We start from the raw sequence: 24,289 nt of genomic DNA, 5'->3' as shown, positions 1-24,289 counted from the left end.
ACCGTACAACTCGGACCGTGGGGTGGTGCGCGCAGGGGGCCTCAGACGCGGTCGACGATTCCCGCCCTCCCCTCCGCCCGGGCGCAGTGGGCGCCGCAGTACCAGTGGCCGTCGACCTCGACGCCCTGCCCGATGATCTGGACCCGGCAGTGCTCGCAGATCGGGGCCATGCGGTGGATCGCGCAGGAGAAGCAGTCGAAGACGTGGACCGCGCCCTGCGCGTGCACCTCGAAGGTCATGCCGTAGTCATTGCCGCATACTTCGCATCTCGCCATGCGCCACAGGGTGGGCCGTCCCCACGGGCCGGGCGGGCGGTCGCGGGGCGAGTCGCGCGGCAAATCACCCGGAGGGACCCGGGGCGGTCACGCGTCGGCCGGCTCCACGTCGCCCAGCAGCTGGCCGAACGCCGCCTCGTCCACGACCGGGGTGCCGTACTGCCGGGCCTTGAGCACCTTCGACGTCCCCGAGTCGGGGTCGTTGGTGACCAGCAGGCTGGTCAGCCGGGACAGGCTGGTCGCCACGTGCAGTCCGGCCTCGGTGGCCCGGTCCTCCAGCAGCTCCCGCTCGACCGACGTGTCACCCGAGAAGGCGACCCGCATGCCCTGCTTGAGCGGTTTGCCCGCTTCGTAGCGGCCCGGGTTGGGATGGGGGCACGCGGGCCTCTTGCGGGACGGGCGCCACCCCCCGCCGCGCTGACCGCCGAAGCCGCCGTACCCCCCGCCGCCGTAACCGCCGCCCGCCTGGCGGCCGATGAGCGGCGCGGGGCGGTCCTGCCACTCCGTCAGCGGCCGGCACTCGTGCAGCGGCAGGCGCAGGCCGCCCGCAGCGGCGGCCCGCAGGCTCGGCCGGAACGCCTCCGCGAGCACGCGCGCGTCGTCCAGCGCGTGGTGGGCCCGCTGCTGGACGACGCCGAAGTGCGCGGCGAGCGTCTCCAGTTTGTGGTTGGGCAGCGGCAGCCGCAGCTCCTTGGCGAGCGCGATGGTGCACAGCCGGTGCTTCACCGGGGCCTCGGACCGGGCCCGCGCGTACTCCCGGGCGATCATCTGCCAGTCGAAGACGGCGTTGTGCGCGACGAGGACCCGGCCCGCGAGCCGGGCCGCGAACTCCTCGGCGATGTCCGGGAAGAGGGGCGCGCCCTCCAGCGCCTCGCTCGTCAGGCCGTGGATCCACACCGGCCCCGGGTCCCGCTCCGGATTGACCGTCGTGTACCAGTGGTCCTCGACCTCGCCGCGCGCGTCCAGCCGGTACACGGCCGCCGAGATGATCCGGTCGTCGCGGGCCAGGCCGGTGGTCTCCACGTCGACGACCGCGTACCCCTGGGGATACGCGGCCGGCCACCCGGTGGGGGAGGACACTGCGGTGCGGTCTTCGAGCATGGTCACTGAGGATACGGGCCGGGACCGACAGCCGGACCGCCGCCTCCGGCGCGCGGGGGCGCGTGACGGCCCGCACGCGGGGGGCGCCACGCCCCCTGAGCGCGGGCGGAGCTAAGCGTGCGTCAGGGCGTCGCCGCCCGGCGCTCGGCCTCGGTCAGCGGCGGACCCGACAGGTGCGGCCGCTTCCGGCCGAGGAGCATCGGGAGCAGCATGCCGGGGGAGAACAGCCGGGTCGCGGGCTTCTCCAGGCCCATCACGTCGAGCAGCGCGCCGAGGGCCCGCGGGTCGCGGGCGCCGGTCTCCACGGCCCGGTCCACGAACCGGGCGAGGAAACGTTCCGTCGCGGTGGGCGGGGTGTCGCTCGCCCCGGGGTAGAAGGCGTCCTGACCCACAGCCAGGTCCCAGGCGGCGGCGACCGGCCGGGCCGCGGCGCGCTGGATCCGGCGGGCGGTGCCCGGCGCGGTGAGGGCGGTGGAGCGCAGGACGGTGCGCACGGCGAGGGCGCACTGCGCGGCGACCGTGAGGCCGTGCCCGTAGACCGGGTTGTAGCCCGCGACGGCGTCGCCGAGGACCACGAACCCGTCGGGCCAGCGCTCGGCCTTCTCGTAGTAGCGGCGGCGGTTGCCGGTGGCCCGGGTGGTGGCGACGCCGCCGAGCGGTTCGGCGTCCTTGATCAGCTCGCCGATCACCGGGTCGCCGAGCGTGAGCGCGAAGTCGGCGAAGGCGCCGGGGTCGTCGCCTGGCTCGCCGCCCCGGGTCCCGGCCAGGGTGACGATCCAGCGGTCGTCCTCGACCGGCAGCACGATGCCGCCCCGGCCCGGCGCCTTCGCCGGATTGGCCTGCACGTTGACGATCGGGAAGGCGAGGTGCCGGGTGGCCCCGGGTGCGCGGTAGAGCCGGGTGGCGTAGACGACGCCCGCGTCGACCTCGCGCTCGGTCACCCCGGGCAGCCCGAGGGCGGCCAGCCACCGGGGCGCGCGCGAGCCCCGTCCGGAGGCGTCGACGACCAGGTCCGCGGCCAGCACGTGCTCCTCGTCGCCCGCCCGTACGCGTACCCCGGTGACCCGTGCCGCGTCGCCCTCCAGCGCGAGGGCGGTGGTCCCCTGGCGGAGCGTCAGGCGCGGGTCGGCGAGCACCCGGTCGCGCAGCACCTGGTCGAGCAGGTCACGGGAGCAGACCAGGTTGCAGTGGTGGGTCGTCGTGAAGCGGCGGAACCAGACCTCGTTGGGGGCCCGGGAGACCATGTCGCCCATGATGTGCGCGAGCCGGGCGCCGCGCGCGAGGCTCGCGTCGACCACGCCCGGCAGCAGCTCCTCGAACGCCTTGACGCCGCCGCTCCACACCATGTGCGCGTGGCGGGACTGCGGGACGCCGCGCCGGGGTCCGGGGTCCGTGGGCAGCAGGTCGCGTTCGACGACCGTGACATCGGCGAACTCCGTGAGCGCGGCAGCGGCGAACAGACCGGCCGCGCTCGCGCCCAGCACGACGGCGGTGGGCCGGCGGGTGGTGGCTCTGTCGGGCATGGGGTGATCACGCTTTCTCGGTGCGAGCGACCGGAAGCCTACGTCCGGTCCCGCCGACTCTCAACGGCCGGGCGGACGTTGGCGCGGCCGGCCCGGCCGTCAGAGTCGGTGCGGACGTCGGTGCGGGCGCCCCGGCACCGGGGGTGGCATCCTCCCCGTGTGAACGCACCCACGCACGACGAGGCCCACGGCGGCACCCTCGGCGCCCGGCTGAACTGGCTGCGGGCGGCCGTCCTGGGCGCCAACGACGGCATCGTCTCCACGGCGGGCCTGGTGGTCGGCGTGGCCGGCGCGACCGACGACCGCGCGGCGCTGCTGACGGCGGGACTGGCCGGACTGCTCGCCGGCTCGATGTCGATGGCGGCGGGCGAGTACGTGTCCGTGTCGACCCAGCGGGACTCCGAGAAGGCGGCCCTCGCCCTGGAGAAGCGGGAGCTGCGCGACCAGCCCGAGGAGGAGCTGGAGGAGCTGGCCGGCCTCCTCCGGGAACGCGGGCTCAGCCGCGAGGTGGCCCGGGAGGCCGCGGAACAGCTGACCGAGCGCGACGCCCTGCGCGCCCACGCGCGCGTGGAGCTCGGCATCGACCCCGACGACCTGACCAACCCCTGGCACGCGGCCTGGGCGAGCTTCCTCGCCTTCACCGTGGGCGCGCTGCTGCCGCTGCTCGCGATCGTGCTGCCGCCCGCCGGGTGGCGGCTGTGGGTCACGGTCGGGTCCGTGCTGGCCGCCCTCGTCCTCACCGGCTGGTCGAGCGCCCGGCTGGGCGCCGCGCCCCCGGGCCGCGCGCTGGTGCGCAACGTGGCGGGCGGCGCGCTGGCAATGGGGGTCACCTACGCCGTCGGCACGCTGCTGGGGGCGGCCGGCGTCTGACCCACGCCGCCGGGACGCTGCTCGGGTGCGGCCGGTGTCCGACGCGGCACCCGGCGGGCGTCCGCCCGGGCCCGCCGCGCGCGCTCGACCTACCGCACCCCTGCCACGGCCCTGGCCGCCGTCCTGCCGCCCTGCCGCGCCGTCGTGCCGACCGGCGCCCTCGCCGCGCGGCCCGCGACCGGCGCGGCGTACGGTGAAGTGCGCTCGCCCACCCCGTGAGCGCAGCCGTTCCCCCGTCGGCCGACCCCGCACGAGAAGGACCCCCGCCCATGCGCGCCACCACCATCCACGCCCCCTACGACATGCGCGTGGAGGACGTGCCCGAGCCCGTCGTCCAGCTGCCGACCGACGCCGTGGTCCGGGTGCTGCGCGCCTGCATCTGCGGCAGCGACCTGTGGGCGTACCGCGGCGAGGCGGCCCGGCAGCCGGGCCAGCGGATCGGGCACGAGTTCCTCGGCGTCGTCGAGGAGACCGGCTCCGAGGTGGGCACGGTCCGGCGCGGTGACCTGGTGGTCGCGCCCTTCATGTGGTCCGACGGCGTCTGCGACTACTGCCGCGAGGGCCTGACGACGTCCTGCGAGCACGGCGGCTTCTGGGGCTCCGTCGGCTACGACGGCGGCCAGGGCGAGGCCGTGCGCGTGCCCTTCGCCGACGGCACCCTCGTGCAGCTCCCCAAGGACGCGGCCTCCGACGACCACCTGCTGTCCGCGCTGCTGACCCTCTCCGACGTCCTCGGCACCGGCCACCACGCCGCGCTCGGTGCGGGGGTCCGCCCCGGCGCCACGGTCGCCGTGGTCGGGGACGGCGCCGTGGGCCTGTGCGCGGTGCTGGCCGCCAAGCGGCTGGGCGCCGAGCGGATCATCGCACTGGGCCGGCACGAGGTCCGCACCGGCATCGCGCGCCGCTTCGGCGCCACCGACGTCGTCGCCGAGCGCGGTGACGCGGCGGTCGAGGCCGTCCGTGAGCTGACCCGGGGCCAGGGCGCGCACGCCGTCGTCGAGGCCGTCGGCACCGAGCAGTCCATGCGCACCGCGATCGGCGTCGCCCGGGACGGCGGGGCGGTCGGCTTCGTCGGCGTGCCGCACGGCAGCAGCACCGGCGTCGACCTGAGCGTCCTGTTCGACCGCAACGTCGCCCTGCGCGGCGGGGTCGCCCCGGTCCGCGCCTACATCCCGGACCTGCTGCCCGACGTGCTGGACGGCACGATCGACCCGTCGCCGGTGTTCGACCTGACCGTCGGCATCGAGGGCGTGCCGGACGGCTACAAGGCGATGGACGAGCGCACCGCCCTGAAGGTGCTCGTCACCAACTGACCCGCCCGCCCGGGCGTCCCGCGACGAGCGGCACCGGTCGCCCGCCCCTCGCGGCGCGCGACCGGTTCACCAGCGCGCCGCGTCCGCGCCCCAGGGCCCGGGCGGGCGCGCCCAGTCGTGCGGGCCGTCCGCGAACCACACGGCCGGGCGGGCGTACCGGAGGCGTCCCACCGGGCTGTCGGTCTCGGCGAGCCACCGCGCGGGGCCGTCGTACGGGACCGTGCCGACCTCCGCACCGTCCGCCGCCGCGCCGTCCGCCCCCGCACCGTCCGCCCCCGCACCGTCCTCCGGGAGAGGGCTCCCGCCCTGCAGCCACGCCGCCGTCCGGGCCAGCGCCAGCCGGACGAGCCGCCCCCGGCCCGCCGCGTCGCCGTACGCCTGCTCGGTCAGCGCCCGCAGGACGGCGGCCGCCAGCAGGTACCCCGTGCCGTGGTCGAGGGCCTGGGCCGGCAGGGCGCCCGGGCGCTCCGCGGAGCCCTCGACGGCCGCGATACCGGTGGCGACCTGCACCAGGCTGTCGAAGCCGCGCCGCCCGCCCCACGGCCCGTACGCGCCCCACGCCGACACCTGCGCCACCACCAGCCCCGGCCTGCGCTCGGCCAGCGCCTCGGGGGAGAGGCCGAAGCGGTCCAGCGCGCCGGGCCGGTAGCCGGTCACGACGACGTCCGCCGCCGCGAGCAGCTCCTCGAACCGGGCGCGGCCGGCCGCGAGGTCCAGCGTCGCCGACCGCTTCCCGAACCCGGTGTCGGCGTGCTGGTCCGGCAGTTCGGGCAGGTGCGGCGCGTCCAGGCGCAGCACGTCCGCGCCGAGCAGCGCGAGGGTACGGGTGGCCACCGGCCCGGCGAGGACCCGGGTCAGGTCCAGCACGCGCACTCCGGCGGCGGGCAGCAGGGGAGTGCCGTCGAGGGGCGGCAGCGCCCGCGCGCGTGAGGTGTCCAGGCGCACGCGCTCGACGAGCGGCCGGGTGGCGAGGGCCGCCGCCTGGCCGTGCGCGGCCCACTCGGCGGGCGTGCGCAGCGCCACGGCCAGTCCGCCGGCGCCGTACACGGCCGCCTCCACCTCCAGGGCGGGGCGGTCCCGCAGGGCGGACCCGACGGCCGCCGGGTCCTCGGGAACGTCCAGGGCGTGCAGCAACCGGGCGCGGTGGTGGGGGTAGTTGGCGTGGGTGCGCACCCAGCCGTCGGCGGTCCGCCAGAACCGCGACAGCGGGGCGAAGGTCTGCGGCGCGCGTCCGTCGACGAGCAGGTGCCGCTCGCCGGTGAACGCCGTGGCCACGGCCCCGTCGTCCACCGTCACCCGCGGCACCTCGACGCGGCCGGCCCGGTGGGCCCCGAGCTCGGCCGCGGCCAGCGCGCACGCGCCGACACAGGCGCGCGCCAGCTCCCGCACGGGCAGCCGCGCGGGCAGGGCGCCCGGCCGGACGACGGTCGACACGCGCGCGAGGAGCGCGGGGTCACCGCCCAGCTCGGACCAGACGGACCCGATGTCAGGCATGACTGTCATGACTGCCACTATGCATGATTGATTGAATCAATATGAACGAGCCCGTGCGGGCGCCGGTACACGCAGAAGGGGCCGGACGGTCTCCCGTCCGGCCCCGACCCCCTGCTCGACCGTCTACTTGACGGCCCGCAGCGCGTTGACGATGCCCCAGCCGTAGAAGCCGTTGACGCGCTTGTTGCCCACGCAGGTCGCGTCCTGCGTGCCGTTGCCGTCCTGGTCGTACGACTCGGGGCAGCCCGGGTTGACCGCCTGCACCTTCAGCAGCGCCTGCAGCTGCGCCGGGGTCGCCCACGGGTGCTTGGACTTCAGCAGCGCCGCGACGCCCGCCGCGTGCGGCGAGGCCATCGAGGTGCCCTGGAGCCAGCCGTACCCGCCGCCCGGCATCGTGGACAGGATGCGGCCGTTGGCCGACGGGGTGTCCGTCGGGATCTGGTAGAGCCGGTCACCGCCCGGCGCGGCCACGTCGATCACGCCGTAGCCGTACGACGAGTAGTACGACTTGTCGTTCTTGACGCCCGTCGCGCTCACCGTGACCACGCCCGGCAGCTGGGTCGGCACGTCGAAGCACTCGTGCGGGTCGATCGTGCGGGTCACCGGCGTCGCGTCGTCGGGGCTGCTGTCGTCCACGATCGCGTCGGAGTCCAGGTCGTCGGCGGAGTTGCCGGCGGACGCCAGGTTGAGCGTGCCCTTGCGCTGGGCGTACAGCTGGGCCCGGTTGACCGCGTCGACGATGGCCTTCTGGTCCGGGTCGTCCATGCAGTTGTACAGCCACGGGTCGACGTAGTAGCTGTTGTTCGTGATCTCCACGCCGTGGTCGGCGGCGAACACGAAGGCGCAGACCACGTTCTCCGGGTAGAACAGGCCGTTCGTCGGGTCGCTGACCTTGATGCCGGCGACCTTCACGCCGGGCGCGACACCGGCCACGCCGATGCCGTTGCGGGCCGCGGCTATCTCACCGGCGACGTGCGTGCCGTGGTAGTCCTCGGTCGGGTTGTAGGGACGCCAGGCCCCCGGCGTGGTGTCCGCGACACCGCCGACGCAGTTGGCCGACTGGGACGCGGAGAAGTTCGGCGCGAGGTCCGGGTGGGTGTCGTCCACACCGGTGTCGATCACCGCGACGGTGACCTTGCTGCTGCCGGGGTTGATCGCGGCCGCCTTGTCGGCGCCTATCGCGCGCAGGTCCCACTGGTCGGCCTCGAGCGGCTCGCTCTGGCCCGCCGCGGCGGAGGCGGCGGCGGCCTTCGCGGCCTCGGCCTTCGACAGGGGCTGCGCCGCGCCCTCGTCCGTGGTCCCGGCGGGGCTGAGCGGCGAGGTCCGCGTGGCACCCGCCGACTGCACCCCGCGCACGGCGCGTATCTGGGCGCCGAAGGAGGGGTTGGCCGAGTGCACGACGATCACGCCGATCTTGTCGTACGTGGTCACGACGGTGCCGTCGGCCGCGGCGATCGCCTTCTTCACCGACTCGATCGTGCGGTGGTCCACCTTGGTGTTGACGACGTACGCCAGCGTGCCGGCGTCCGCCGCCTGCGTGGCGGAGGTCGTGGCCGGCGCCGCCGAGGCCGCCGCCGGCAGGAAGCCGAGGGAGGCGGTCAGGGACAGCACGACCGGCACCGCGAGGGCGAGTCGGCGTCTGGAAGGCAGATGAGCCATGGGGTCTCCACATCATCCTGAAACGAAACCGGCCCGAGACGCAGGTGTGCTCGGGCAGGTACATGACGGGTGGTGCAGGCACCGAAGCTATCTCCCGCAGTCGCTGGCCAGCAATGACTTACGGCGATCTCGTGCACGCACTTGCGAAAGAACCCGGACCCGTTGAACCGGTCCATCCGTGGCGCCGTGACGTTGAACAGGGAGCCCGAGGACCGTCGAGCCCCCGGATTCCAGCCACCCGCAACACGAGGAGACTCCGTGGCCACCGAGACACCGCCCCCCTCGAGAACCCCAGCCCAACTCCCCTCCGCCGAGGAGTTCGTCGCGGTGCAGGAGAGCGCGGAGTTCGGTGAACTGCGCCGCGCGCACCGCTCGTTCGCGCTTCCGCTGACGCTCGCCTTCATCGTCTGGTACCTGCTGTACGTCCTGCTGTCCAACTACGCGGGCGACTTCATGGGCACCAAGGTGGCCGGCAACATCAACGTGGCCCTCGTGCTGGGCCTCGCGCAGTTCCTCACCACGTTCCTGATCGCCTGGTGGTACGCGCGGCACGCCGCCGCCAAGCTCGACCCGCGGGCCGAGGCCATCAAGTCCCGGATGGAGGGCGGCGCATGAGCCCCGTACAGCAGCACACCCTGCTCGCGGCCGGAGAGGCCAGTGAGCACCGGGGGCTGATCATCAGCCTGTTCGCGGTGTTCGTCCTCGCGACCCTCGTCATCACCGTGTGGGCCGGCCGCCAGACCAAGGACGCCGCCGACTTCTACGCCGGCGGACGGCAGTTCACCGGCTTCCAGAACGGACTCGCCGTCTCCGGCGACTACATGTCCGCCGCGTCCTTCCTCGGCATCGCCGGCGCCATCGCCCTCTTCGGCTACGACGGCTTCCTGTACTCCATCGGCTTCCTGGTCGCCTGGCTCGTCGCGCTGCTGCTGGTCGCCGAGCCGCTGCGCAACTCCGGCCGCTACACCATGGGTGACGTGCTGGCGTACCGCATGCGCCAGCGCCCCGTGCGCACCGCGGCCGGCACCTCCACGATCGTGGTGTCGATCTTCTACCTGCTCGCGCAGATGGCCGGCGCCGGCGTCCTGGTCTCGCTGCTGCTCGGCATCACCAGCGACAGCGGCAAGATCGGCATCGTGGCGCTGGTCGGCGTCCTGATGATCGTGTACGTCACCATCGGCGGCATGAAGGGCACCACCTGGGTCCAGATGGTCAAGGCGGTGCTGCTCATCGCGGGCGCGCTGCTGCTGACCTTCCTGGTCCTGCTGAAGTTCGACTTCAACGTCTCGGACCTGCTCGGCTCGGCCGCCGACAACAGCGGCAAGGGCGCCGCGTTCCTGGAGCCCGGCCTGAAGTACGGCGCCACCGGCACCACCAAGCTGGACTTCATCTCGCTCGGCATCGCGCTGGTCCTGGGCACCGCCGGCCTGCCGCACATCCTGATCCGCTTCTACACGGTGCCCACCGCCAAGGCCGCCCGGAAGTCGGTCATCTGGGCCATCGGCCTGATCGGCGCCTTCTACCTGATGACCCTGGCGCTCGGCTTCGGCGCCGCCGCCCTGATCAAGCCGGACGAGATCATCGCGTCCAACAAGGCGGGCAACACGGCGGCCCCGCTGCTCGCCCTGCACCTCGGCGGCGTCGACTCCAACTGGGGCGCCGTCCTGCTCGCCACCATCTCCGCGGTCGCCTTCGCCACGATCCTCGCGGTCGTCGCGGGCCTCACGCTCGCCTCGTCCTCGTCGTTCGCCCACGACATCTACGCGAACGTCATCAAGAAGGGCCGGGCCACCGAGAAGCAGGAGATCGGCGCGGCCCGCTGGGCCACCGTCGGCATCGGCGCCGTCTCGATCCTGCTGGGCGCCCTCGCCCGCGACCTGAACGTGGCCGGCCTCGTCGCCCTCGCCTTCGCGGTCGCCGCCTCCGCCAACCTGCCGACGCTCCTGTACAGCCTCTTCTGGAAGCGGTTCACCACCTCCGGCGCCCTGTGGTCGATCTACGGCGGCCTGGTCACCGCGGTCGGCCTGGTGCTGTTCTCCCCGGTCGTCTCCGGCAAGCCCACCTCGATGTTCCCGGACGTCGACTTCCACTGGTTCCCGCTGGAGAACCCCGGCATCATCTCCATCCCCGTCGGCTTCCTGCTCGGCATCGTCGGCACCCTGCTGTCCAAGGAGGAGCCCGACACCGCCAAGTACGCCGAACTGGAGGTCCGCTCCCTGACCGGCACCGGCGCCCACTGAGCCCACACCGCTCCCAGCGCACGACACGGCCGCGTCGTAGGTCCCTACGACGCGGCCGTGTCGTGCCTGTGGGATCGGGAACTGTCGTTGTCGGCGCCGTCACGTAGGCTCGCAGGTGACGGAAGAGATGACGTTCACGACGAGGGAGGGGGCCCACGTGCTCATCGACACCTACGGCCGGGTGGCCACCGACCTGAGGGTCTCGCTGACCGACCGGTGCAACCTGCGCTGCACGTACTGCATGCCCGAGGAGGGCCTGCAGTGGCTGGCCAAGCCCGACCTCCTGACCGACGACGAGATCGTCCGCCTCATCGACCTCGCCGTGCGCACCCTCGGCATCGAGGAGGTCCGCTTCACCGGCGGCGAACCCCTGCTGCGGCCCGGCCTGGTCGGCATCGTCGAGCGGGTCGCCGCCCTGACGCCCCGCCCCCAGATGTCCCTGACGACCAACGGCATCGGCCTGCGGCGCACGGCGACGGCCCTGAAGGCGGCCGGCCTGGACCGGGTCAACGTCTCGCTGGACACCCTGCGCCCGGACGTCTTCAAGACGCTCACCCGCCGCGACCGCCACCACGACGTCCTGGCCGGCCTGGAGGCCGCCCGCGAGGCGGGCCTGACCCCGGTCAAGGTCAACGCGGTCCTGATGCCGGGGCTGAACGCCGACGAGGCCCCCGACCTGCTCGCCTGGGCGGTCGAGCACGACTACGAACTGCGCTTCATCGAGCAGATGCCGCTGGACGCCCAGCACGGCTGGAAGCGCGACGGCATGGTCACCGCCGGCGACATCCTCACCTCCCTGCGCACCCGCTTCACCCTCACCCCCGAGGGCGAGGAGAAGCGCGGCTCGGCACCGGCGGAGCGCTGGCTGGTGGACGGCGGCCCGCACGTCGTCGGGGTCATCGCCTCCGTCACCCGCCCGTTCTGCGCGGCCTGCGACCGCACCCGCCTCACCGCCGACGGCCAGGTCCGCACCTGTCTGTTCGCCCGCGAGGAGACGGACCTGCGCGCCGCGCTCCGCTCCGGCGCCCCCGACGAGGAGATAGCCCGCCTGTGGCGGCTGGCGATGTGGGGCAAGAAGGCGGGCGCGGGCCTCGACGACCCGTCGTTCGTCCAGCCGGACCGCCCGATGTCGGCGATCGGCGGCTGAGCGCCGGGGTGCGTCCCGGGCCCTAGGAGCCCTCGGGCTCCCGCCAGTCCTCGAAGCGCACCACGTCCTTGAGGAAGCCCCGCACCCCGAGGAACTGCGACAGGTGCTCGCGGTGCTCCTCGCAGGCCAGCCACGTCTTCCGGCGCTCCGGCGTGTGGATCTTCGGGTTGTTCCAGGCCAGCACCCACACCGCGGCGGTGCGGCAGCCCTTGGCGGAACAGACCGGGGTCTCGTCACTCACCGCTTCGCTCCGCCCCTGCGCACACCCTGTGTCCCGCCCACTCGCGCTCCCCGCGCACTTGATCACTTCCGAACATCCCCGCACACAAAGGCGACGCCGAGCAGCCACGGGGGGAGCTGCCCGGCGTCGGTCCGTCGCTCCGACGGGGGATGCGGAGCGCGTACGCAGTATGTCACGGCGGACCATCCCCAGGGCACCTCAACAGCATGATTGGATCTGAGCTTTTCTTGAGCTTCGCCCGCGTATGACTCAAGGCCGCTCGGCCGGTCCACCGGGCCCGTCCTCCGGGACGGATTCCGCCTCCGGTCGCGCGCCGTGCGGCACGGTGGTCTCCGCCGGGCCCGGCAGCGCCTGCGGCGTGCCCAGCGACAGCGGCGTGGGCACGAACGTCGTGGGCATCCCCGGCGCGTTCTCCCGCCCGGCGTTCGCGATCACCACCGCGATGTACGGCAGGACCGCGCCGAGCACCAACGCCACCAGCGCCACGTGCCGTTCGACGTTCCACAGCGACGCCGCGAGGATCACCGCCAGCGTCCGGACCGTCATCGAGATGACGTACCGCCGCTGCCGTCCGCGCACGTCCTCCTGCAACCCCTGCCGCGCTCCGGTGATCCGGAACACCTGGACGCCGGTCCCGCCACCCTGCTTCCGCATCACATTCCACCATCCGCCCGCATCGCGCCCTGCCCCTCCACGGTACGCCGGGGCTGCGCCGCCTACGAGACCGGGTCGCCCCCCGGCCGGGCGAGCCGGCTGCGCCCGTCGCACGTACGGCGGTACCCGGCATGCGGCGTACCGCCCCCGGAACCAGACTGGGGGCACTGCTCACCCCTGAGCCGACGAGGAGGCAGCCATGGGCTGGTTGTGGGCGATCATCGTGGGATTCGTACTGGGCCTCATCGCCAAGGCGATCATCCCCGGCAAGCAGCACAGCCCGCTGTGGCTGACGACGATCTTCGGCATGCTCGGTGCGATCGTGGGCAACGCCATCGCCCGTGGTTTCGGCGTCGAGGAGACGCCCGGCATCGACTGGAGCCGCCACATCTTCCAGCTGATCGCGGCGATCGTCATCGTCGGCCTGGGCGACATGGCCTACATGGCCACGCTCGGCAAGCGCAAGCACCAGCGGGCCTGAGCGCGAACGCCCGCCGACGACGCGGGGCGGGTGCGCGGCCAGGGGCCCGCACCCGCCCCGCGTCGTTGCGACGACTACGCCCCGGTGACCTCGACGGCCGCCAGGTTCTTCTTGCCGCGCCGCAGCACCAGCCACCGGCCGTGCAGCAGGTCCCCGGCCGAGGGCACCGCGTCCTCGGCGGTCACCTTGACGTTGTTCACGTAGGCCCCGCCCTCCTTCACGGTCCGCCGCGCCGCGGACTTGCTGGCGACCAGGCCCACCTCGGCGAGCAGGTCCACCACGGGGGCCGGCTCGGCGACCCGGACGTGCGGCACCTCGGACAGCGCCGCGGCCAGCGTCCGCTCGTCCAGCTCCGCCAGCTCGCCCTGCCCGAACAGCGCCCTGGACGCGGCGATCACCGCGGCTGTCTGGTCGGCGCCGTGCACCAGCGTCGTCAGCTCCTCGGCCAGCGCACGCTGCGCGGCCCGGGCCTGCGGACGCTCCTCGGTCTGCCGCTCCAGCTCCTCCAGCTCCTCGCGGGACCGGAAGGACAGGATGCGCGCGTACCGCAAGATGTCCCGGTCGTCCACGTTCAGCCAGAACTGGTAGAACGCGTACGGCGTCGTCATCTCCGGGTCCAGCCAGACCGCGCCGCCCTCGGTCTTGCCGAACTTGGTGCCGTCGGCCTTCGTCATCAGCGGCGTGGCCAGCGCGTGCACGCTCGCTTCCGGCTCCAGCCGGTGGATCAGGTCCAGCCCGGCCGTGAGGTTGCCCCACTGGTCGCTGCCGCCCTGCTGGAGCGTGCAGCCGTAGCGCCGGTAGAGCTGGAGGAAGTCCATGCCCTGGAGGATCTGGTAGCTGAACTCCGTGTAGCTGATGCCCTGGTCGGACTCCAGGCGGCGGGCCACGGAGTCCTTCGTCAGCATCTTGTTGACGCGGAAGTGCTTGCCGATGTCCCGCAGGAACTCGATCGCGGACAGCCCGGCGGTCCAGTCGAGGTTGTTCACCATCACGGCGGCGTTCTCGCCCTCGAAGGACAGGAACGGCTCGATCTGCGAGCGCAGCCGGCCGACCCAACCGGCCACCGTCTCCGGGTCGTTCAGCGTGCGCTCCGCCGTCGGGCGGGGGTCGCCGATCAGGCCCGTCGCGCCGCCCACCAGCGCCAGCGGCCGGTGCCCGGCCTGCTGGAGGCGGCGCACGGTGAGCACCTGCACCAGATGTCCGACGTGCAGGGAGGGCGCGGTCGGGTCGAAGCCGCAATAGAACGTGACGGGACCGTCCGCGAGCGCCTTGCGCAAGGCGTCCTCGTCGGTGGACAGGGCGAACAGGCCCCGCCACTTCAGCTCGTCGACGATGTCCGTCACGGTTCTCGTGTCTCCTTGGATGATCCCGGGCGGCGAGCGCCGCCCGTCGGTGAACGCCTACGAGGTTATACGCCCCGGCTGACAGAGCTCATATTGAAATCGGGCACCCGCAGCGCGGGCATCGCGGCCCGGGTGAACCAGTCGCTCCACTCGCGCGGCAGCGTCTTCTCGGTGCGCCCGGCCTCGGTCGCCCGCCCCAGCAGGTCCACCGGCGACTCGTTGAACCGGAAGTTGTTCACCTCACCGGTGACCTCGCCGTCCTCCACGAGGTACACCCCGTCGCGGGTCAGCCCGGTCAGCAGCAGCGTGGCCGGGTCGACCTCGCGGATGTACCACAGGCAGGTCAGCAGCAGGCCCCGCTCGGTGCCCGCCACCATCTCCTCGAGCGACCGGTCGTCGCCGCCGTCCAGGATCAGGTTGCCGAGCGAGGGGGCCAGCGGCAGCCCCGTCAGCGCGGCGGCGAACCGGCTGGTGACCAGGTTCTCCAGGGCGCCGTCCGCGATCCAGTCGGTGGCCGGCACGGGCAGGCCGTTGTCGAACACCGACTGGTCGCCGCCGGAGGAGTGCGCGACGACGAACGGCGCCGACTCCAGGCCCGGCGCGTGCGGGTCGCTGCGCAGCGTGAGCGGCAGCTCGGTCAGCCGCTCGCCGAGCCGGGTGCCGCCGCCGGGCCGGGAGAACACCGTGCGCCCCTCGACCGCGTCCCGGCCCGACGCCGACCACATCTGGTAGATCAGCAGGTCCGCCACGGCCGTGGGCGGCAGCAGCGTCTCGTACCGCCCGGCCGGCAGGTCGACGCGCCGCTCGGCCCAGCCGAGGCGGACGGCGAGCTCGGCGTCCAGCGCGCCCGGGTCGACGTCCTTGAAGTCCCGCGTGGAGCGCCCCGCCCACGCCGAGCGCGTGCGGTCGGGCGACTTGGCGTTGAGCTCCAGCGTGCCCGTCGGCTGGTCGTGCCGCAGCCGCAGCCCGGTCGAGGTGCCGAGGTAGGTCGAGACCATCTCGTGGTTGGCGAAGCCGTACAGCTCGCGTCCGCCCGCCCGCGCGCGGGCGAACGCCTCGCCCAGCGCGGGCGCGAAGTCGGCGAACACCGCGGAGGACGTCTCGGCGGGCGGCTCGGTGAACTCCGGCGCCTGCGGCACCCCGGCGATCAGCGGCTGCGCGTCCTCGGCGGGACCGGCGCCGCGCGCGGCGGCCTCGGCGGCCCGCACCAGCGACTCCAGCTCGTCCACGGTCACGGCGGACCGCGACACCACGCCCGAGGCGGTGCCCTCGCGGCCGTCGACGGTCGCCACGACGGTGAGCGTCCGGCCGCGCGTCACGCCGTTCGTGGTGAGCGCGTTGCCCGCCCAGCGCAGGTTGGCCGTCGACTCCTCGTCGGCGATGACGACACAGCCGTCGGCCCGCGACAGCTCCAGGGCCCGCTCGACGATCTCGTGCGGCGTGTGGGTGGGGGCGCTCATCGACCGGCCTCCTGCGTGGTGTTCAGAATGTTGACGCCCTTGAAGAGGGCGGACGGGCAGCCGTGCGACACCGCGGCTACCTGGCCCGGCTGGGCCTTGCCGCAGTTGAAGGCGCCGCCGAGCACGTACGTCTGCGGGCCGCCGACGGCCGCCATCGAGCCCCAGAAGTCGGTGGTCGTCGCCTGGTAGGCCACGTCCCGCAGCTGCCCGGTCAGCCGCCCGTTCTCGATCCGGAAGAAGCGCTGCCCGGTGAACTGGAAGTTGTAGCGCTGCATGTCGATCGACCAGGAGCGGTCGCCCACCACGTAGACGCCGCGGTCGACGCCGCCGATCAGGTCCTCGGTCGACATCCCGGCGGGGTCCGGCCGCAGCGACACGTTCGCCATGCGCTGCACCGGCACATGCGCGGGGGAGTCGGCGTAGGCGCACCCGTTGGACCGCTCGAACCCGGTCAGCCGGGCGATCCGCCGGTCGAGCTGGTAGCCGACCAGGGTGCCCTCCTTCACCAGGTCCCAGGACTGCGCCTCGACGCCCTCGTCGTCGTAGCCGATGGTGGCCAGGCCGTGCTCGGCGGTGCGGTCACCGGTCACGTTCATCAGCTCAGAGCCGTAGCGCAGCGTGCCGAGCCGGTCGAAGGTGGCGAACGAGGTGCCCGCGTAGGCCGCCTCGTAGCCGAGCGCCCGGTCCAGCTCGGTGGCGTGCCCGATCGACTCGTGGATGGTCAGCCACAGGTTGGACGGGTCGACGACCAGGTCGTACAGGCCCGGCTCGACGCTCGGCGCGCGCATCTTCTCGGCCAGCAGCTCGGGGATCTGCTCCAGCTCGGTGTCCCAGTCCCAGCCGGTCCCGGTGAGGTACTCCCAGCCGCGTCCCGCCGGGGGCGCCAGGGTGCGCATGGAGTCGAACTCGCCGCTGGACTCGTCCACCGACACGGCGGTCAGCTGCGGGTGCAGCCGGACGCGCTGCTGCGTGGTCACCGTGCCCGCCGTGTCGGCGTAGAACTTGTTCTCGTGGACGGTGAGCAGCGAGGCGTCCACGTGGTCCACCCCGCGGGCCGCCAGCAGCCGGTCGCTCCAGTCGGCGAGCAGTGCGGTCTTCTCCGCGTCCGGCACGGCGAACGGATCGGTCTCGTACGACGACACCCACGTCCGGTCGGCGTGCACCGGCTCGTCGGCCAGCTCGACCAGCTCGTCCGAGCCCGCCGCCCTGATCACCTGCGCGGACAGCTTCGCCATCGCCACGGCCTGGCCCGCGACCCGGGCGGCCGCGTCCATGGTCAGGTCCACGCCCGAGGCGAACCCCCACGTCCCGCCGTGCACGACCCGCACCGCGTACCCGAGGTCGGTCGTGTCCGACGTCCCCGCGGGCCGGGCGTCCCGCAGCCGCCAGGACGCGCTGCGCACCCGTTCGAACCGGAAGTCCGCGTGCTGGGCCCCCAGCGCACGCGCGCGGGCGAGCGCGGCGTCGGCCAGCGCCCGGAGGGGGAGCGCCGTGAAGGCTTCGTCGATGGTATGAGGCACCTGCGTCTCTTTCTGCCGACGGGACGACCGTGAACGACCGGGTACGACCGGGGACGACCGAGGACCGGTGGGGGCGACGGACAGTGATCGTCACACCGCGGCCGTGAGCCTCCGATCATGTCGCGCCGACCGCCCCGCGGACCACACGTTTCCGGCGCCGTTGCGCAAACTTTCTGTAGGGACCCCACAGCGCGGCCCCTGCGCCACTGTCGGTGCCCCAATGTCCGCGGGCGCGGGCGGACCGATAGGTTTCTGGTGAAGCCGCCTGTCAGCCACGTGTCCGGGCGGGTGTGTCAGACCCCTATCGAAAGGGTGATCCGTTGAGCCGCTCGGTTCTCGTCACCGGAGGCAACCGGGGCATCGGCCTCGCCATCGCCCGTGCGTTCGCCGACGCCGGCGACAAGGTCGCGATCACGTACCGCTCGGGCGAGCCCCCGGAGGGCTTCCTGGCGGTCAAGTGCGACATCACCGACCCCGAGCAGGTGGAGCAGGCCTACAAGGAGATCGAGGAGCAGCACGGTGCCGTCGAGATCCTGGTCGCCAACGCCGGCATCACCAAGGACCAGCTGCTGATGCGGATGTCCGAGGAGGACTTCACCTCGGTCATCGACACCAACCTCACCGGCACCTTCCGCGTGGTCAAGCGCGCCAACCGCGGCATGCTGCGCGCCAAGAAGGGGCGGGTCGTCCTCGTCTCGTCCGTGGTGGGTCTGCTCGGCTCGCCCGGCCAGGCCAACTACGCCGCCTCCAAGGCCGCCCTGGTCGGCTTCGCGCGCTCCCTGGCCCGTGAGCTGGGCTCGCGCAACATCACCTTCAACGTCGTCGCACCCGGCTTCGTCGACACCGACATGACCAAGGCGCTCAGCGACGAGCAGCGCGCCGGCATCCTCGCGGGGGTGCCCCTCGGACGGTACGCGCAGCCGGAGGAGATCGCCGCGACGGTGCGGTTCCTCGCCTCGGACGACGCCTCGTACATCACTGGAGCCGTCATCCCCGTTGACGGCGGACTGGGAATGGGTCACTGATCACCATGAGCGGAATTCTCGAGGGCAAGCGCGTCCTGATCACCGGTGTGCTGATGGAGTCCTCCATCGCCTTCCACACCGCGAAGCTGGCCCAGGAGCAGGGTGCCGAGATCATCCTGACCGCGTTCCCGCGGCCCACGCTGACCGAGCGCATCGCCCGGAAGCTGCCCAAGCCCACCAAGGTCATCGAGCTCGACGTGACCAACGCCGAGCACCTCGGCCGGCTGGCCGACGTGGTCGGCGAGGAGCTCGGCGGCCTCGACGGCGTCGTGCACTCCGTCGGGTTCGCCCCGCAGGACGCCCTCGGCGGCAACTTCCTCAACACCCCGTTCGAGTCGGTGGCCACCGCCATGCACGTCTCGGCGTTCTCCCTGAAGTCGCTGACCATGGCCTGCCTGCCGCTGATGCAGAACGGCGGCTCGGTCGTCGGCCTCACCTTCGACGCCCAGTACGCCTGGCCGCAGTACGACTGGATGGGCCCGGCCAAGGCCGCCCTGGAGGCCACCAGCCGCTACGTGGCCCGCGACCTGGGCAAGCAGAACATCCGCTGCAACCTCATCTCGGCGGGCCCGATCGGCTCCATGGCCGCCAAGTCCATCCCGGGCTTCTCGGACCTCGCCGCCGTGTGGGACAGCCGCTCCCCGCTGGAGTGGGACCTGAAGGACCCGGAGCCGGCCGGCCGCGGCGTCGTCGCCCTGCTGAGCGACTGGTTCCCGAAGACCACCGGCGAGATCATCCACGTCGACGGCGGCCTGCACGCCATCGGTGCCTGACCGGCCCCCCACCGGCCCCGACGCCCCGTCCCCCGCAGCGCGCGGGGGGCGGGGCGTCGCCCGTTCGGCCCAGTCGGCCGGGCGGTCCGTACGGGTGACACGGCACGCTGGGAGGACGCACCGCCCGCCCCGCACCGCCCCGCCGCCGTACGGTCCGAGGAGGTCCCCTTGTGCGCCTGTCCCGAAGCCTGGCCCCAGTGACCGTCGCCGCCGCCCTCGTCCTGTGCGCGCCGTACGACGCGGTCTCGCACGCACGCGTGGACGCCTCCGCCGCACCGTTCGGGGCGGAGTGCCGCACGCGCGTGCACGGCTCCCACGTGGTCGCCGACTGCCACAACCCCTATGCCGACACGGACCGGGTCCGGCTGCACGTCGAATGCGCCCGCTGGTGGGACCTGGACACCGACGGCGCCCCTGTCGAGGCGGGACCCGCCGAGACCGTACGGCTGACCGGCCGCTGCTGGATGGAGGTCGGCAGGGCCTGGGTCAGCCACGAGAAGGTGTGAGCGGTGCCGCGCGCCGCCCCGGTCAGCCGGCCGCGGTGAAGCGTCCCGGGCGGCACAGGAACGGGTAGCTCGCGGCCTCCGCCGCCGCGGCCTCCGCGTCACCCGCGCGGACGGCGTCGACCAGCCGCGTGTGGTCCATGTGCGTCTCCGGGGTCAGCTCACGGCCGACGTCCTCGCGCAGCCAGTCCCGCAGCACCTCGCCCAGGTCGGCGTACATCGCCGTCATGACGTCGTTGTGGGAGGCCGCCACCACCGCAAGGTGGAACGTCGCGTCCGCCGCCACGAACGCCTCCGCGTCGCCGGACTCCCACGCCTCCTCGCGGCGCAGCAGCAGCGCGTCGAGCTGCTTGAGGTCCTTCTCGGTGCGCCGCTCGGCGGCCATCCGGGCCGCGCTCGACTCCAGCGTGGCCCGCAGCTCCGCGATGTGGCGGGGATCGGCGTCGGCGAACCGGCGGTGCATCACGCCCGCCAGCTCGCTGGTCGCGACCACGTAGGTGCCCGACCCCTGCCGGATGTCCAGCAGGCCGTTGTGGGCGAGGGCCCGGACGGCCTCGCGGACCGTGTTGCGGGCGACGCCCAGCTGCTCGACCAGCTCCGGCTCGGTGGGGATGCGGGAGCCGACCGGCCACTCGCCCGAGGTGATCTGGGTGCGCAGCGCGGAGATGACCTGCTCGGACAGCGCCGAGCGACGGGGATGGCTCAGAGGCATGGCTCACCTTCGCACGAGCGGGCCGGGACGGGGCCAACCGGGCCGGTCGCGACGGGACCACCCGGGCCGGTCGGGAGTGGACAACCAATCATCCCATGATTCTATGATGGCGCCATGGCACCCGAGGAGACCCGGACGACGACATCCGCCCCGAACCCCGCCCCGGCACCCGCCGGAGCCCCGGCCGCCGACGCGCACCGCCCCACGGCCGCGCGCGCGTGGCGGACCCGGCTGGTGGTCGTGGGCATCGTCCTGGCCGCCCTCAACCTGCGCCCCGCCATCACCAGCCTCGGCGCCCTCCTGGAAGAGGTCCGCGACGGACTCGGCATGAGCGGCGGCGTGGCCGGGCTGCTCACCTCCGTGCCGCCCCTGTGCTTCGCCGTCTTCGGCGTCACCGCGCCCCGCCTCGCCCGCCGCTTCGGCCCGGGCGCCGTGGTGTGCGCCGGCATGGTCGCCATCACCGCAGGTCTGCTCGTACGCCCCTACGCGGGCGGCACGGCGGGCTTCCTGGCCGCCAGCGCCCTGGCCCTCATGGGCATCGCGGTGAGCAACGTGCTGATGCCGGTCATCGTCAAGCGCCACTTCCCCGACCGGGTCGGCTCCATGACCGGGCTGTACTCGATGGCCCTGGCCCTCGGCACCTCCCTCGCCGCCGCGGCGACCGTGCCGATGACCGACTCGTTGGGCGGCAGCTGGCAGACCGGGCTCGCCGTGTGGGCGGGACTGGCCGGCGTCGCCGTCCTGCCCTGGCTGCTGCTCGTCCGCGACCGGGGGGACGAGTCCGCCGCGCCGGAGCGACCGCAGCGGCAGGCCGCGACGGAGGGGCGCACCGCGCGGGTGGAGTCGTCGGCGCCGCTGCGCATCACCCGCAGCCGCACCGCCTGGGCGCTCGCGGTGTTCTTCGGGCTCCAGGCCACCGCCGCCTACATCACGATGGGCTGGATGGCGCAGATCTTCCGTGACGCGGGCGTCGCCGCCGGCACCGCCGGGCTGCTGCTCGCGGTGACGATGGTGATGGGCGTCCCGCTGGCCTTCCTCATCCCGCGCGTGGCCGCCCGGCTGCCCCGGCAGGGCCCGATCGTCGTCGTGCTCGGCGTCTGCGGCCTCGTCGGCTACGCCGGGATGTACCTCGCCCCGGCCGCGGGCGCCTGGGCGTGGGCGCTGCTGCTCGGCGTCTCCAACTGCGCCTTCCCGCTCGCCCTCACCATGGTCGGGATGCGGGCCCGCACGGGCGCGGGCGTGGTCCAGCTGTCCGCCTTCGCGCAGAGCACCGGATACCTGATCTCGATCCCCGGCCCGCTCCTGGTGGGCGTCCTGTACGAGGCCACCGGCGGCTGGGGCGTGCCGCTGGCGCTGATGGCGGCCCTGATGGTGCCGCAGATGGTCGTCGGCGTCCTCGCGGGCCGCGACCGCACGATCGAGGACGAGGCGGCGGCGCGCGGGCCCCGGGGGACGGACCGGGCGCACGGGGTGGGAGACTGACCGCATGCCCGTGCTCGATCCGAATCCCCAGAACGGCCAGAAGAAGATGTTGATCGTCTTCGGCTCGTTCCTCGCCATCTTCGTGGTCATCGCCGTCATCGCGACGATCGCCTCGCCCTGAGCCGTCGCCGGTACCGCCCGTGCAGGCCGGCCCCGTGCGGGGTGGTGCTAGCCCCCCTGTCCCCTAGGGGGCCAGGGTCAGGGTCAAGTGGGTGGATCACCGGATGGGACGCGGCCCGCGGATTCCGTAGCTTCGAGATGTGGCCGCGGACGGCGGCCCGCACCCACTCGGAGACGATCGGCGACCCGCGGAGGCATCCATGTCGGCCCCTACGCACACCCGGCCCCACCCGGCGACCACGGGCGGCGTCGGCACCCGGCTGCCCTGGTGGGCCCTGGCCCTGCCGACCCTCGCCTTCATCACCCTGCTCGCGCTGATACTCAACCCGGCCGACGCCCAGGCGGCCGCCGGCGAGCCCGTCCTCGCGCACGTCCTGGAGCGGCTGCGGGACCTGCTCGCGCGGTGACCGGAGGCGTCGGTGAAGCCGCCCGTCAACTCCCTGAGCCCGGTGGCGTGTTTCGTGCGAAGCTGGGAGTCATGAGCGCCGCAGAACCTCGCACGATCGTCCTCTTCCGGCATGCGAAAGCCGACTGGCCCCAGGTGACCGACCACGAGCGACCGCTCGCGGACCGCGGCCGCAAGGACGCGGCCGAGGCCGGACGCAGACTGCTCGACACGGGCGTCGCCGTCGACCTGGCGCTGTGCTCCACCGCGACCCGCACCCGGGAGACCTGGAAACTGGCCGTGCACGAGTTCCCGCACCGGCCGAAGACCATCTACGAGGAGCGGATCTACGAGGCCTCGCCGGGCGAGCTGATCGCCCTGCTCAACGAGACCCCGGACGACGTCGGCAACCTCCTGCTGGTCGGCCACAACCCGGGGGTGCACGCCCTCGCCGAGATCCTCGCGGGCTCCGCCGAGGCCGACGCCGGCGGACGGATGAACCGCCGGGGCTTCCCGGCCGCCGCCTTCGCCGTCCTGTCCTTCGAGGGTCCCTGGAAGTCCCTGGAACCCCGGGTGGCGACCCTGCGCGACTACTGGGCCCCGAGCGACTGACCGGGCGGCCGACCCGCCGAGCACGGCGGGCCGTCAGCCGCGCCCCGTCACTGCTCGTCGTGGGCCGTCAGCCGCGCCCCGTCACTGCTCGTCGTGGGTGTCCGCCGCCTCGACCTCTTCGCGGGTGACGCCCAGCAGGTACAGCACGGTGTCCAGGAACGGCACGTTCACCGCGGCGTGCGCCGCCTCCCGCACCACCGGCTTGGCGTTGAAGGCGACCCCGAGACCGGCCGCGTTCAGCATGTCCAGGTCGTTGGCGCCGTCGCCGACGGCCACGGTCTGCGACAGCGGTACGCCCGCCTCCGAGGCGAACCGGCGCAGCAGCCGCGCCTTGCCCGCGCGGTCCACGATCTCGCCGGTCACCCGGCCGGTCAGCCGCCCGTCGACGATCTCCAGGGTGTTGGCCTGGGCGAAGTCGAGGCCCAGCCGCTCCTTGAGGTCGTCGGTGACCTGGGTGAACCCGCCGGAGACGACGCCCACCTGGTAGCCGAGCCGCTTCAGGGTGCGGATCAGCGTGCGGGCGCCCGGGGTCAGCCGTACCTCGGCGCGGACCTTCTCCACCACCGACGCGTCCAGCCCCTCCAGCAGCGCCACGCGCGCGTGCAGCGACTGCTCGAAGTCCAGCTCACCGCGCATCGCCGCCGCCGTGACCTCGGCGACCTTGTCCTCGCAGCCGGCGTGCGCCGCGAAGAGCTCGATCACCTCGTCCTGGATCAGCGTCGAGTCCACGTCCATCACCACGAGCCGCTGGGCCCGCCGGTGCAGCCCGGCCGAGACGACCGCGACATCCACGCCGACCGCGGCGGCGTCCGTGACCAGGGCGGTGCGCAGGGGCCCGGTCTCGACACCGGACACGGCGAACTCGACGGCCGTGACCGGGTACTTGGCGAGCCGGAAGATGCGGTCGATGTTGCCGCCGGCCTTCGCGATCCGCGCGGCGACGGCGGCGGTGGCCTCGGCGGTGAGCGGGTGGCCCAGCACGGTGACGAGGGACCGGCCCAGACCACGCGGACGGTTGTCACCGGTGCCGGAGATGATCTCCGCCTGCATCTTCATCGACTCGGCCCAGCTGTGCACGGTCGACCGCAGCTCACCCTCCAGGGCGTGCGGCGGCGCCGTGACCAGCGCGCACAGCACCATCCGGCCACGGGTCACGACCTGCTCGATGTCGACCACGTCCACGGAGTAGGCCGCGAGGGTGTCGAAGAGGCCGGCCGTGATGCCCGGCCGGTCCTTGCCGAAGATCTTGACGAGCAGAGTCGGAACGTCGGCGGGCGGAGTCTGCGAAGCGCTCATGGTGTGACCACCGTATCCGGCACTCGGTGCCTCCCGCCGCCCCGGTCCGCCTGGCGGACA

General features: G+C 73.5%; 25 protein-coding genes. 13 read left to right on the top strand and 12 right to left on the bottom strand.

Going from position 1 to position 24,289, the window contains the following annotated elements:
- Positions 1-41: 41 nt before the first annotated feature.
- The 3 genes from E4U91_RS08095 to E4U91_RS08085 form a co-directional block, all read right to left on the bottom strand.
- Entirely contained in the window at positions 42-275 is a 234-nt protein-coding gene (locus E4U91_RS08095; RefSeq protein ID WP_079083979.1) for a hypothetical protein, read from the bottom strand.
- An 87-nt stretch (positions 276-362) separates the two neighbouring features.
- Positions 363-1,376 carry a DEDDh family exonuclease gene (locus E4U91_RS08090; RefSeq protein WP_137306198.1) on the bottom strand — a complete coding sequence of 338 codons (1,014 nt, stop codon included), beginning with the start codon at positions 1,374-1,376 and terminating at the stop codon, positions 363-365.
- Between the two features lie 122 nt (positions 1,377-1,498).
- Positions 1,499-2,899 carry an NAD(P)/FAD-dependent oxidoreductase gene (locus tag E4U91_RS08085; RefSeq protein WP_137306197.1) on the bottom strand — a complete coding sequence of 467 codons (1,401 nt, stop codon included), beginning with the start codon at positions 2,897-2,899 and terminating at the stop codon, positions 1,499-1,501.
- Positions 2,900-3,058: 159 nt separating this feature from the next.
- On the opposite strand from E4U91_RS08085, the gene E4U91_RS08080 reads away from it, so the two are divergent.
- Positions 3,059-3,769 carry a VIT1/CCC1 transporter family protein gene (locus tag E4U91_RS08080; protein ID WP_137306196.1) on the top strand — a complete coding sequence of 237 codons (711 nt, stop codon included), beginning with the start codon at positions 3,059-3,061 and terminating at the stop codon, positions 3,767-3,769.
- A gap of 269 nt (positions 3,770-4,038) precedes the next feature.
- Positions 4,039-5,082, top strand: coding sequence for a zinc-dependent alcohol dehydrogenase family protein (locus E4U91_RS08075; protein ID WP_137306195.1), 1,044 nt, complete (start codon positions 4,039-4,041; stop codon positions 5,080-5,082).
- A 66-nt stretch (positions 5,083-5,148) separates the two neighbouring features.
- On the opposite strand, the gene E4U91_RS08070 is transcribed toward E4U91_RS08075, so the two are convergent.
- Together E4U91_RS08070 and E4U91_RS08065 are read right to left on the bottom strand one after the other, a co-directional pair.
- Complete coding sequence (locus tag E4U91_RS08070; RefSeq protein ID WP_137310720.1) at positions 5,149-6,576, bottom strand: CoA transferase; 1,428 nt, start codon at positions 6,574-6,576, stop codon at positions 5,149-5,151.
- A gap of 123 nt (positions 6,577-6,699) precedes the next feature.
- Positions 6,700-8,235 carry a S8 family peptidase gene (locus E4U91_RS08065; RefSeq protein WP_137306194.1) on the bottom strand — a complete coding sequence of 512 codons (1,536 nt, stop codon included), beginning with the start codon at positions 8,233-8,235 and terminating at the stop codon, positions 6,700-6,702.
- Between the two features lie 258 nt (positions 8,236-8,493).
- Between E4U91_RS08065 and E4U91_RS08060 the strand changes: the two genes are divergently transcribed.
- The 3 genes from E4U91_RS08060 to moaA all read left to right on the top strand — a co-directional run bounded on the left by E4U91_RS08060 (position 8,494) and on the right by moaA (position 11,622).
- Positions 8,494-8,850: a DUF485 domain-containing protein gene (locus E4U91_RS08060; protein WP_137306193.1), complete on the top strand. Its 357-nt coding sequence runs from the start codon at positions 8,494-8,496 to the stop codon at positions 8,848-8,850.
- On the top strand, positions 8,847-10,475 hold the full coding sequence (locus E4U91_RS08055; protein WP_137306192.1) for a solute symporter family protein: 1,629 nt from the start codon (positions 8,847-8,849) through the stop codon (positions 10,473-10,475). Before E4U91_RS08060 ends, E4U91_RS08055 begins: the two co-directional genes overlap by 4 nt.
- A 157-nt stretch (positions 10,476-10,632) precedes the next feature.
- The gene (moaA, locus tag E4U91_RS08050; RefSeq protein ID WP_241678830.1) at positions 10,633-11,622 is read left to right on the top strand and encodes a GTP 3',8-cyclase MoaA; all 990 of its coding nucleotides are present in this window, start codon (positions 10,633-10,635) and stop codon (positions 11,620-11,622) included.
- A 22-nt stretch (positions 11,623-11,644) separates the two neighbouring features.
- On the opposite strand, the gene E4U91_RS08045 is transcribed toward moaA, so the two are convergent.
- Together E4U91_RS08045 and E4U91_RS08040 are read right to left on the bottom strand one after the other, a co-directional pair.
- Positions 11,645-11,863 (bottom strand): hypothetical protein, encoded by a 219-nt coding sequence (locus E4U91_RS08045; RefSeq protein ID WP_067232491.1) that lies wholly within the window; start codon positions 11,861-11,863, stop codon positions 11,645-11,647.
- Between the two features lie 249 nt (positions 11,864-12,112).
- Complete coding sequence (locus tag E4U91_RS08040; protein WP_137306190.1) at positions 12,113-12,517, bottom strand: DUF3099 domain-containing protein; 405 nt, start codon at positions 12,515-12,517, stop codon at positions 12,113-12,115.
- 199 nt (positions 12,518-12,716) lie between these two features.
- On the opposite strand from E4U91_RS08040, the gene E4U91_RS08035 reads away from it, so the two are divergent.
- Positions 12,717-12,998: a GlsB/YeaQ/YmgE family stress response membrane protein gene (locus tag E4U91_RS08035; protein WP_137306189.1), complete on the top strand. Its 282-nt coding sequence runs from the start codon at positions 12,717-12,719 to the stop codon at positions 12,996-12,998.
- Positions 12,999-13,072: 74 nt separating this feature from the next.
- Here E4U91_RS08035 and tyrS read toward each other — a convergent pair whose 3' ends face one another.
- From tyrS to E4U91_RS08020, 3 genes are all read right to left on the bottom strand, one after another.
- Positions 13,073-14,341 carry a tyrosine--tRNA ligase gene (gene tyrS / locus E4U91_RS08030; RefSeq protein ID WP_137306188.1) on the bottom strand — a complete coding sequence of 423 codons (1,269 nt, stop codon included), beginning with the start codon at positions 14,339-14,341 and terminating at the stop codon, positions 13,073-13,075.
- Between the two features lie 65 nt (positions 14,342-14,406).
- Complete coding sequence (locus tag E4U91_RS08025) at positions 14,407-15,801, bottom strand: metallopeptidase TldD-related protein (RefSeq protein WP_137306187.1); 1,395 nt, start codon at positions 15,799-15,801, stop codon at positions 14,407-14,409.
- Positions 15,798-17,321 (bottom strand): TldD/PmbA family protein, encoded by a 1,524-nt coding sequence (locus E4U91_RS08020; RefSeq protein ID WP_137306186.1) that lies wholly within the window; start codon positions 17,319-17,321, stop codon positions 15,798-15,800. The genes E4U91_RS08025 and E4U91_RS08020 overlap by 4 nt, the downstream gene beginning before the upstream one ends.
- A 320-nt stretch (positions 17,322-17,641) precedes the next feature.
- Between E4U91_RS08020 and fabG the strand changes: the two genes are divergently transcribed.
- From fabG to E4U91_RS08005, 3 genes are all read left to right on the top strand, one after another.
- Positions 17,642-18,346 carry a 3-oxoacyl-[acyl-carrier-protein] reductase gene (gene fabG / locus E4U91_RS08015; RefSeq protein WP_137306185.1) on the top strand — a complete coding sequence of 235 codons (705 nt, stop codon included), beginning with the start codon at positions 17,642-17,644 and terminating at the stop codon, positions 18,344-18,346.
- Between the two features lie 5 nt (positions 18,347-18,351).
- Complete coding sequence (gene fabI / locus E4U91_RS08010) at positions 18,352-19,119, top strand: enoyl-ACP reductase FabI (RefSeq protein WP_137306184.1); 768 nt, start codon at positions 18,352-18,354, stop codon at positions 19,117-19,119.
- A 170-nt stretch (positions 19,120-19,289) separates the two neighbouring features.
- Positions 19,290-19,625 carry a hypothetical protein gene (locus E4U91_RS08005; RefSeq protein ID WP_137306183.1) on the top strand — a complete coding sequence of 112 codons (336 nt, stop codon included), beginning with the start codon at positions 19,290-19,292 and terminating at the stop codon, positions 19,623-19,625.
- Positions 19,626-19,647: 22 nt separating this feature from the next.
- Here E4U91_RS08005 and E4U91_RS08000 read toward each other — a convergent pair whose 3' ends face one another.
- Positions 19,648-20,334, bottom strand: coding sequence for a FadR/GntR family transcriptional regulator (locus E4U91_RS08000; RefSeq protein WP_137306182.1), 687 nt, complete (start codon positions 20,332-20,334; stop codon positions 19,648-19,650).
- A 114-nt stretch (positions 20,335-20,448) separates the two neighbouring features.
- Between E4U91_RS08000 and E4U91_RS07995 the strand changes: the two genes are divergently transcribed.
- The 4 genes from E4U91_RS07995 (at position 20,449) to E4U91_RS07980 (ending at position 22,933) form a co-directional block, all read left to right on the top strand.
- The gene (locus tag E4U91_RS07995) at positions 20,449-21,816 is read left to right on the top strand and encodes a CynX/NimT family MFS transporter (protein ID WP_137306181.1); all 1,368 of its coding nucleotides are present in this window, start codon (positions 20,449-20,451) and stop codon (positions 21,814-21,816) included.
- A 4-nt stretch (positions 21,817-21,820) separates the two neighbouring features.
- Positions 21,821-21,937: an SGM_5486 family transporter-associated protein gene (locus tag E4U91_RS39565; protein WP_107104192.1), complete on the top strand. Its 117-nt coding sequence runs from the start codon at positions 21,821-21,823 to the stop codon at positions 21,935-21,937.
- Positions 21,938-22,136: 199 nt separating this feature from the next.
- A complete protein-coding gene (locus E4U91_RS07985) occupies positions 22,137-22,343 on the top strand; it encodes a hypothetical protein (protein ID WP_137306180.1) in 207 nt (68 codons plus the stop codon).
- A gap of 71 nt (positions 22,344-22,414) precedes the next feature.
- Positions 22,415-22,933, top strand: coding sequence for a SixA phosphatase family protein (locus tag E4U91_RS07980; RefSeq protein WP_137306179.1), 519 nt, complete (start codon positions 22,415-22,417; stop codon positions 22,931-22,933).
- An 81-nt stretch (positions 22,934-23,014) separates the two neighbouring features.
- On the opposite strand, the gene serB is transcribed toward E4U91_RS07980, so the two are convergent.
- Positions 23,015-24,229 (bottom strand): phosphoserine phosphatase SerB, encoded by a 1,215-nt coding sequence (gene serB / locus E4U91_RS07975; RefSeq protein WP_137306178.1) that lies wholly within the window; start codon positions 24,227-24,229, stop codon positions 23,015-23,017.
- Between the last annotated feature and the right edge of the window lie 60 nt (positions 24,230-24,289).

This window comes from Streptomyces lasalocidi, from assembly GCF_005280215.1.
In the GTDB taxonomy this organism is placed as follows: domain Bacteria; phylum Actinomycetota; class Actinomycetes; order Streptomycetales; family Streptomycetaceae; genus Streptomyces; species Streptomyces longwoodensis.
This window is presented reverse-complemented; position numbering and strand designations above follow the sequence as displayed.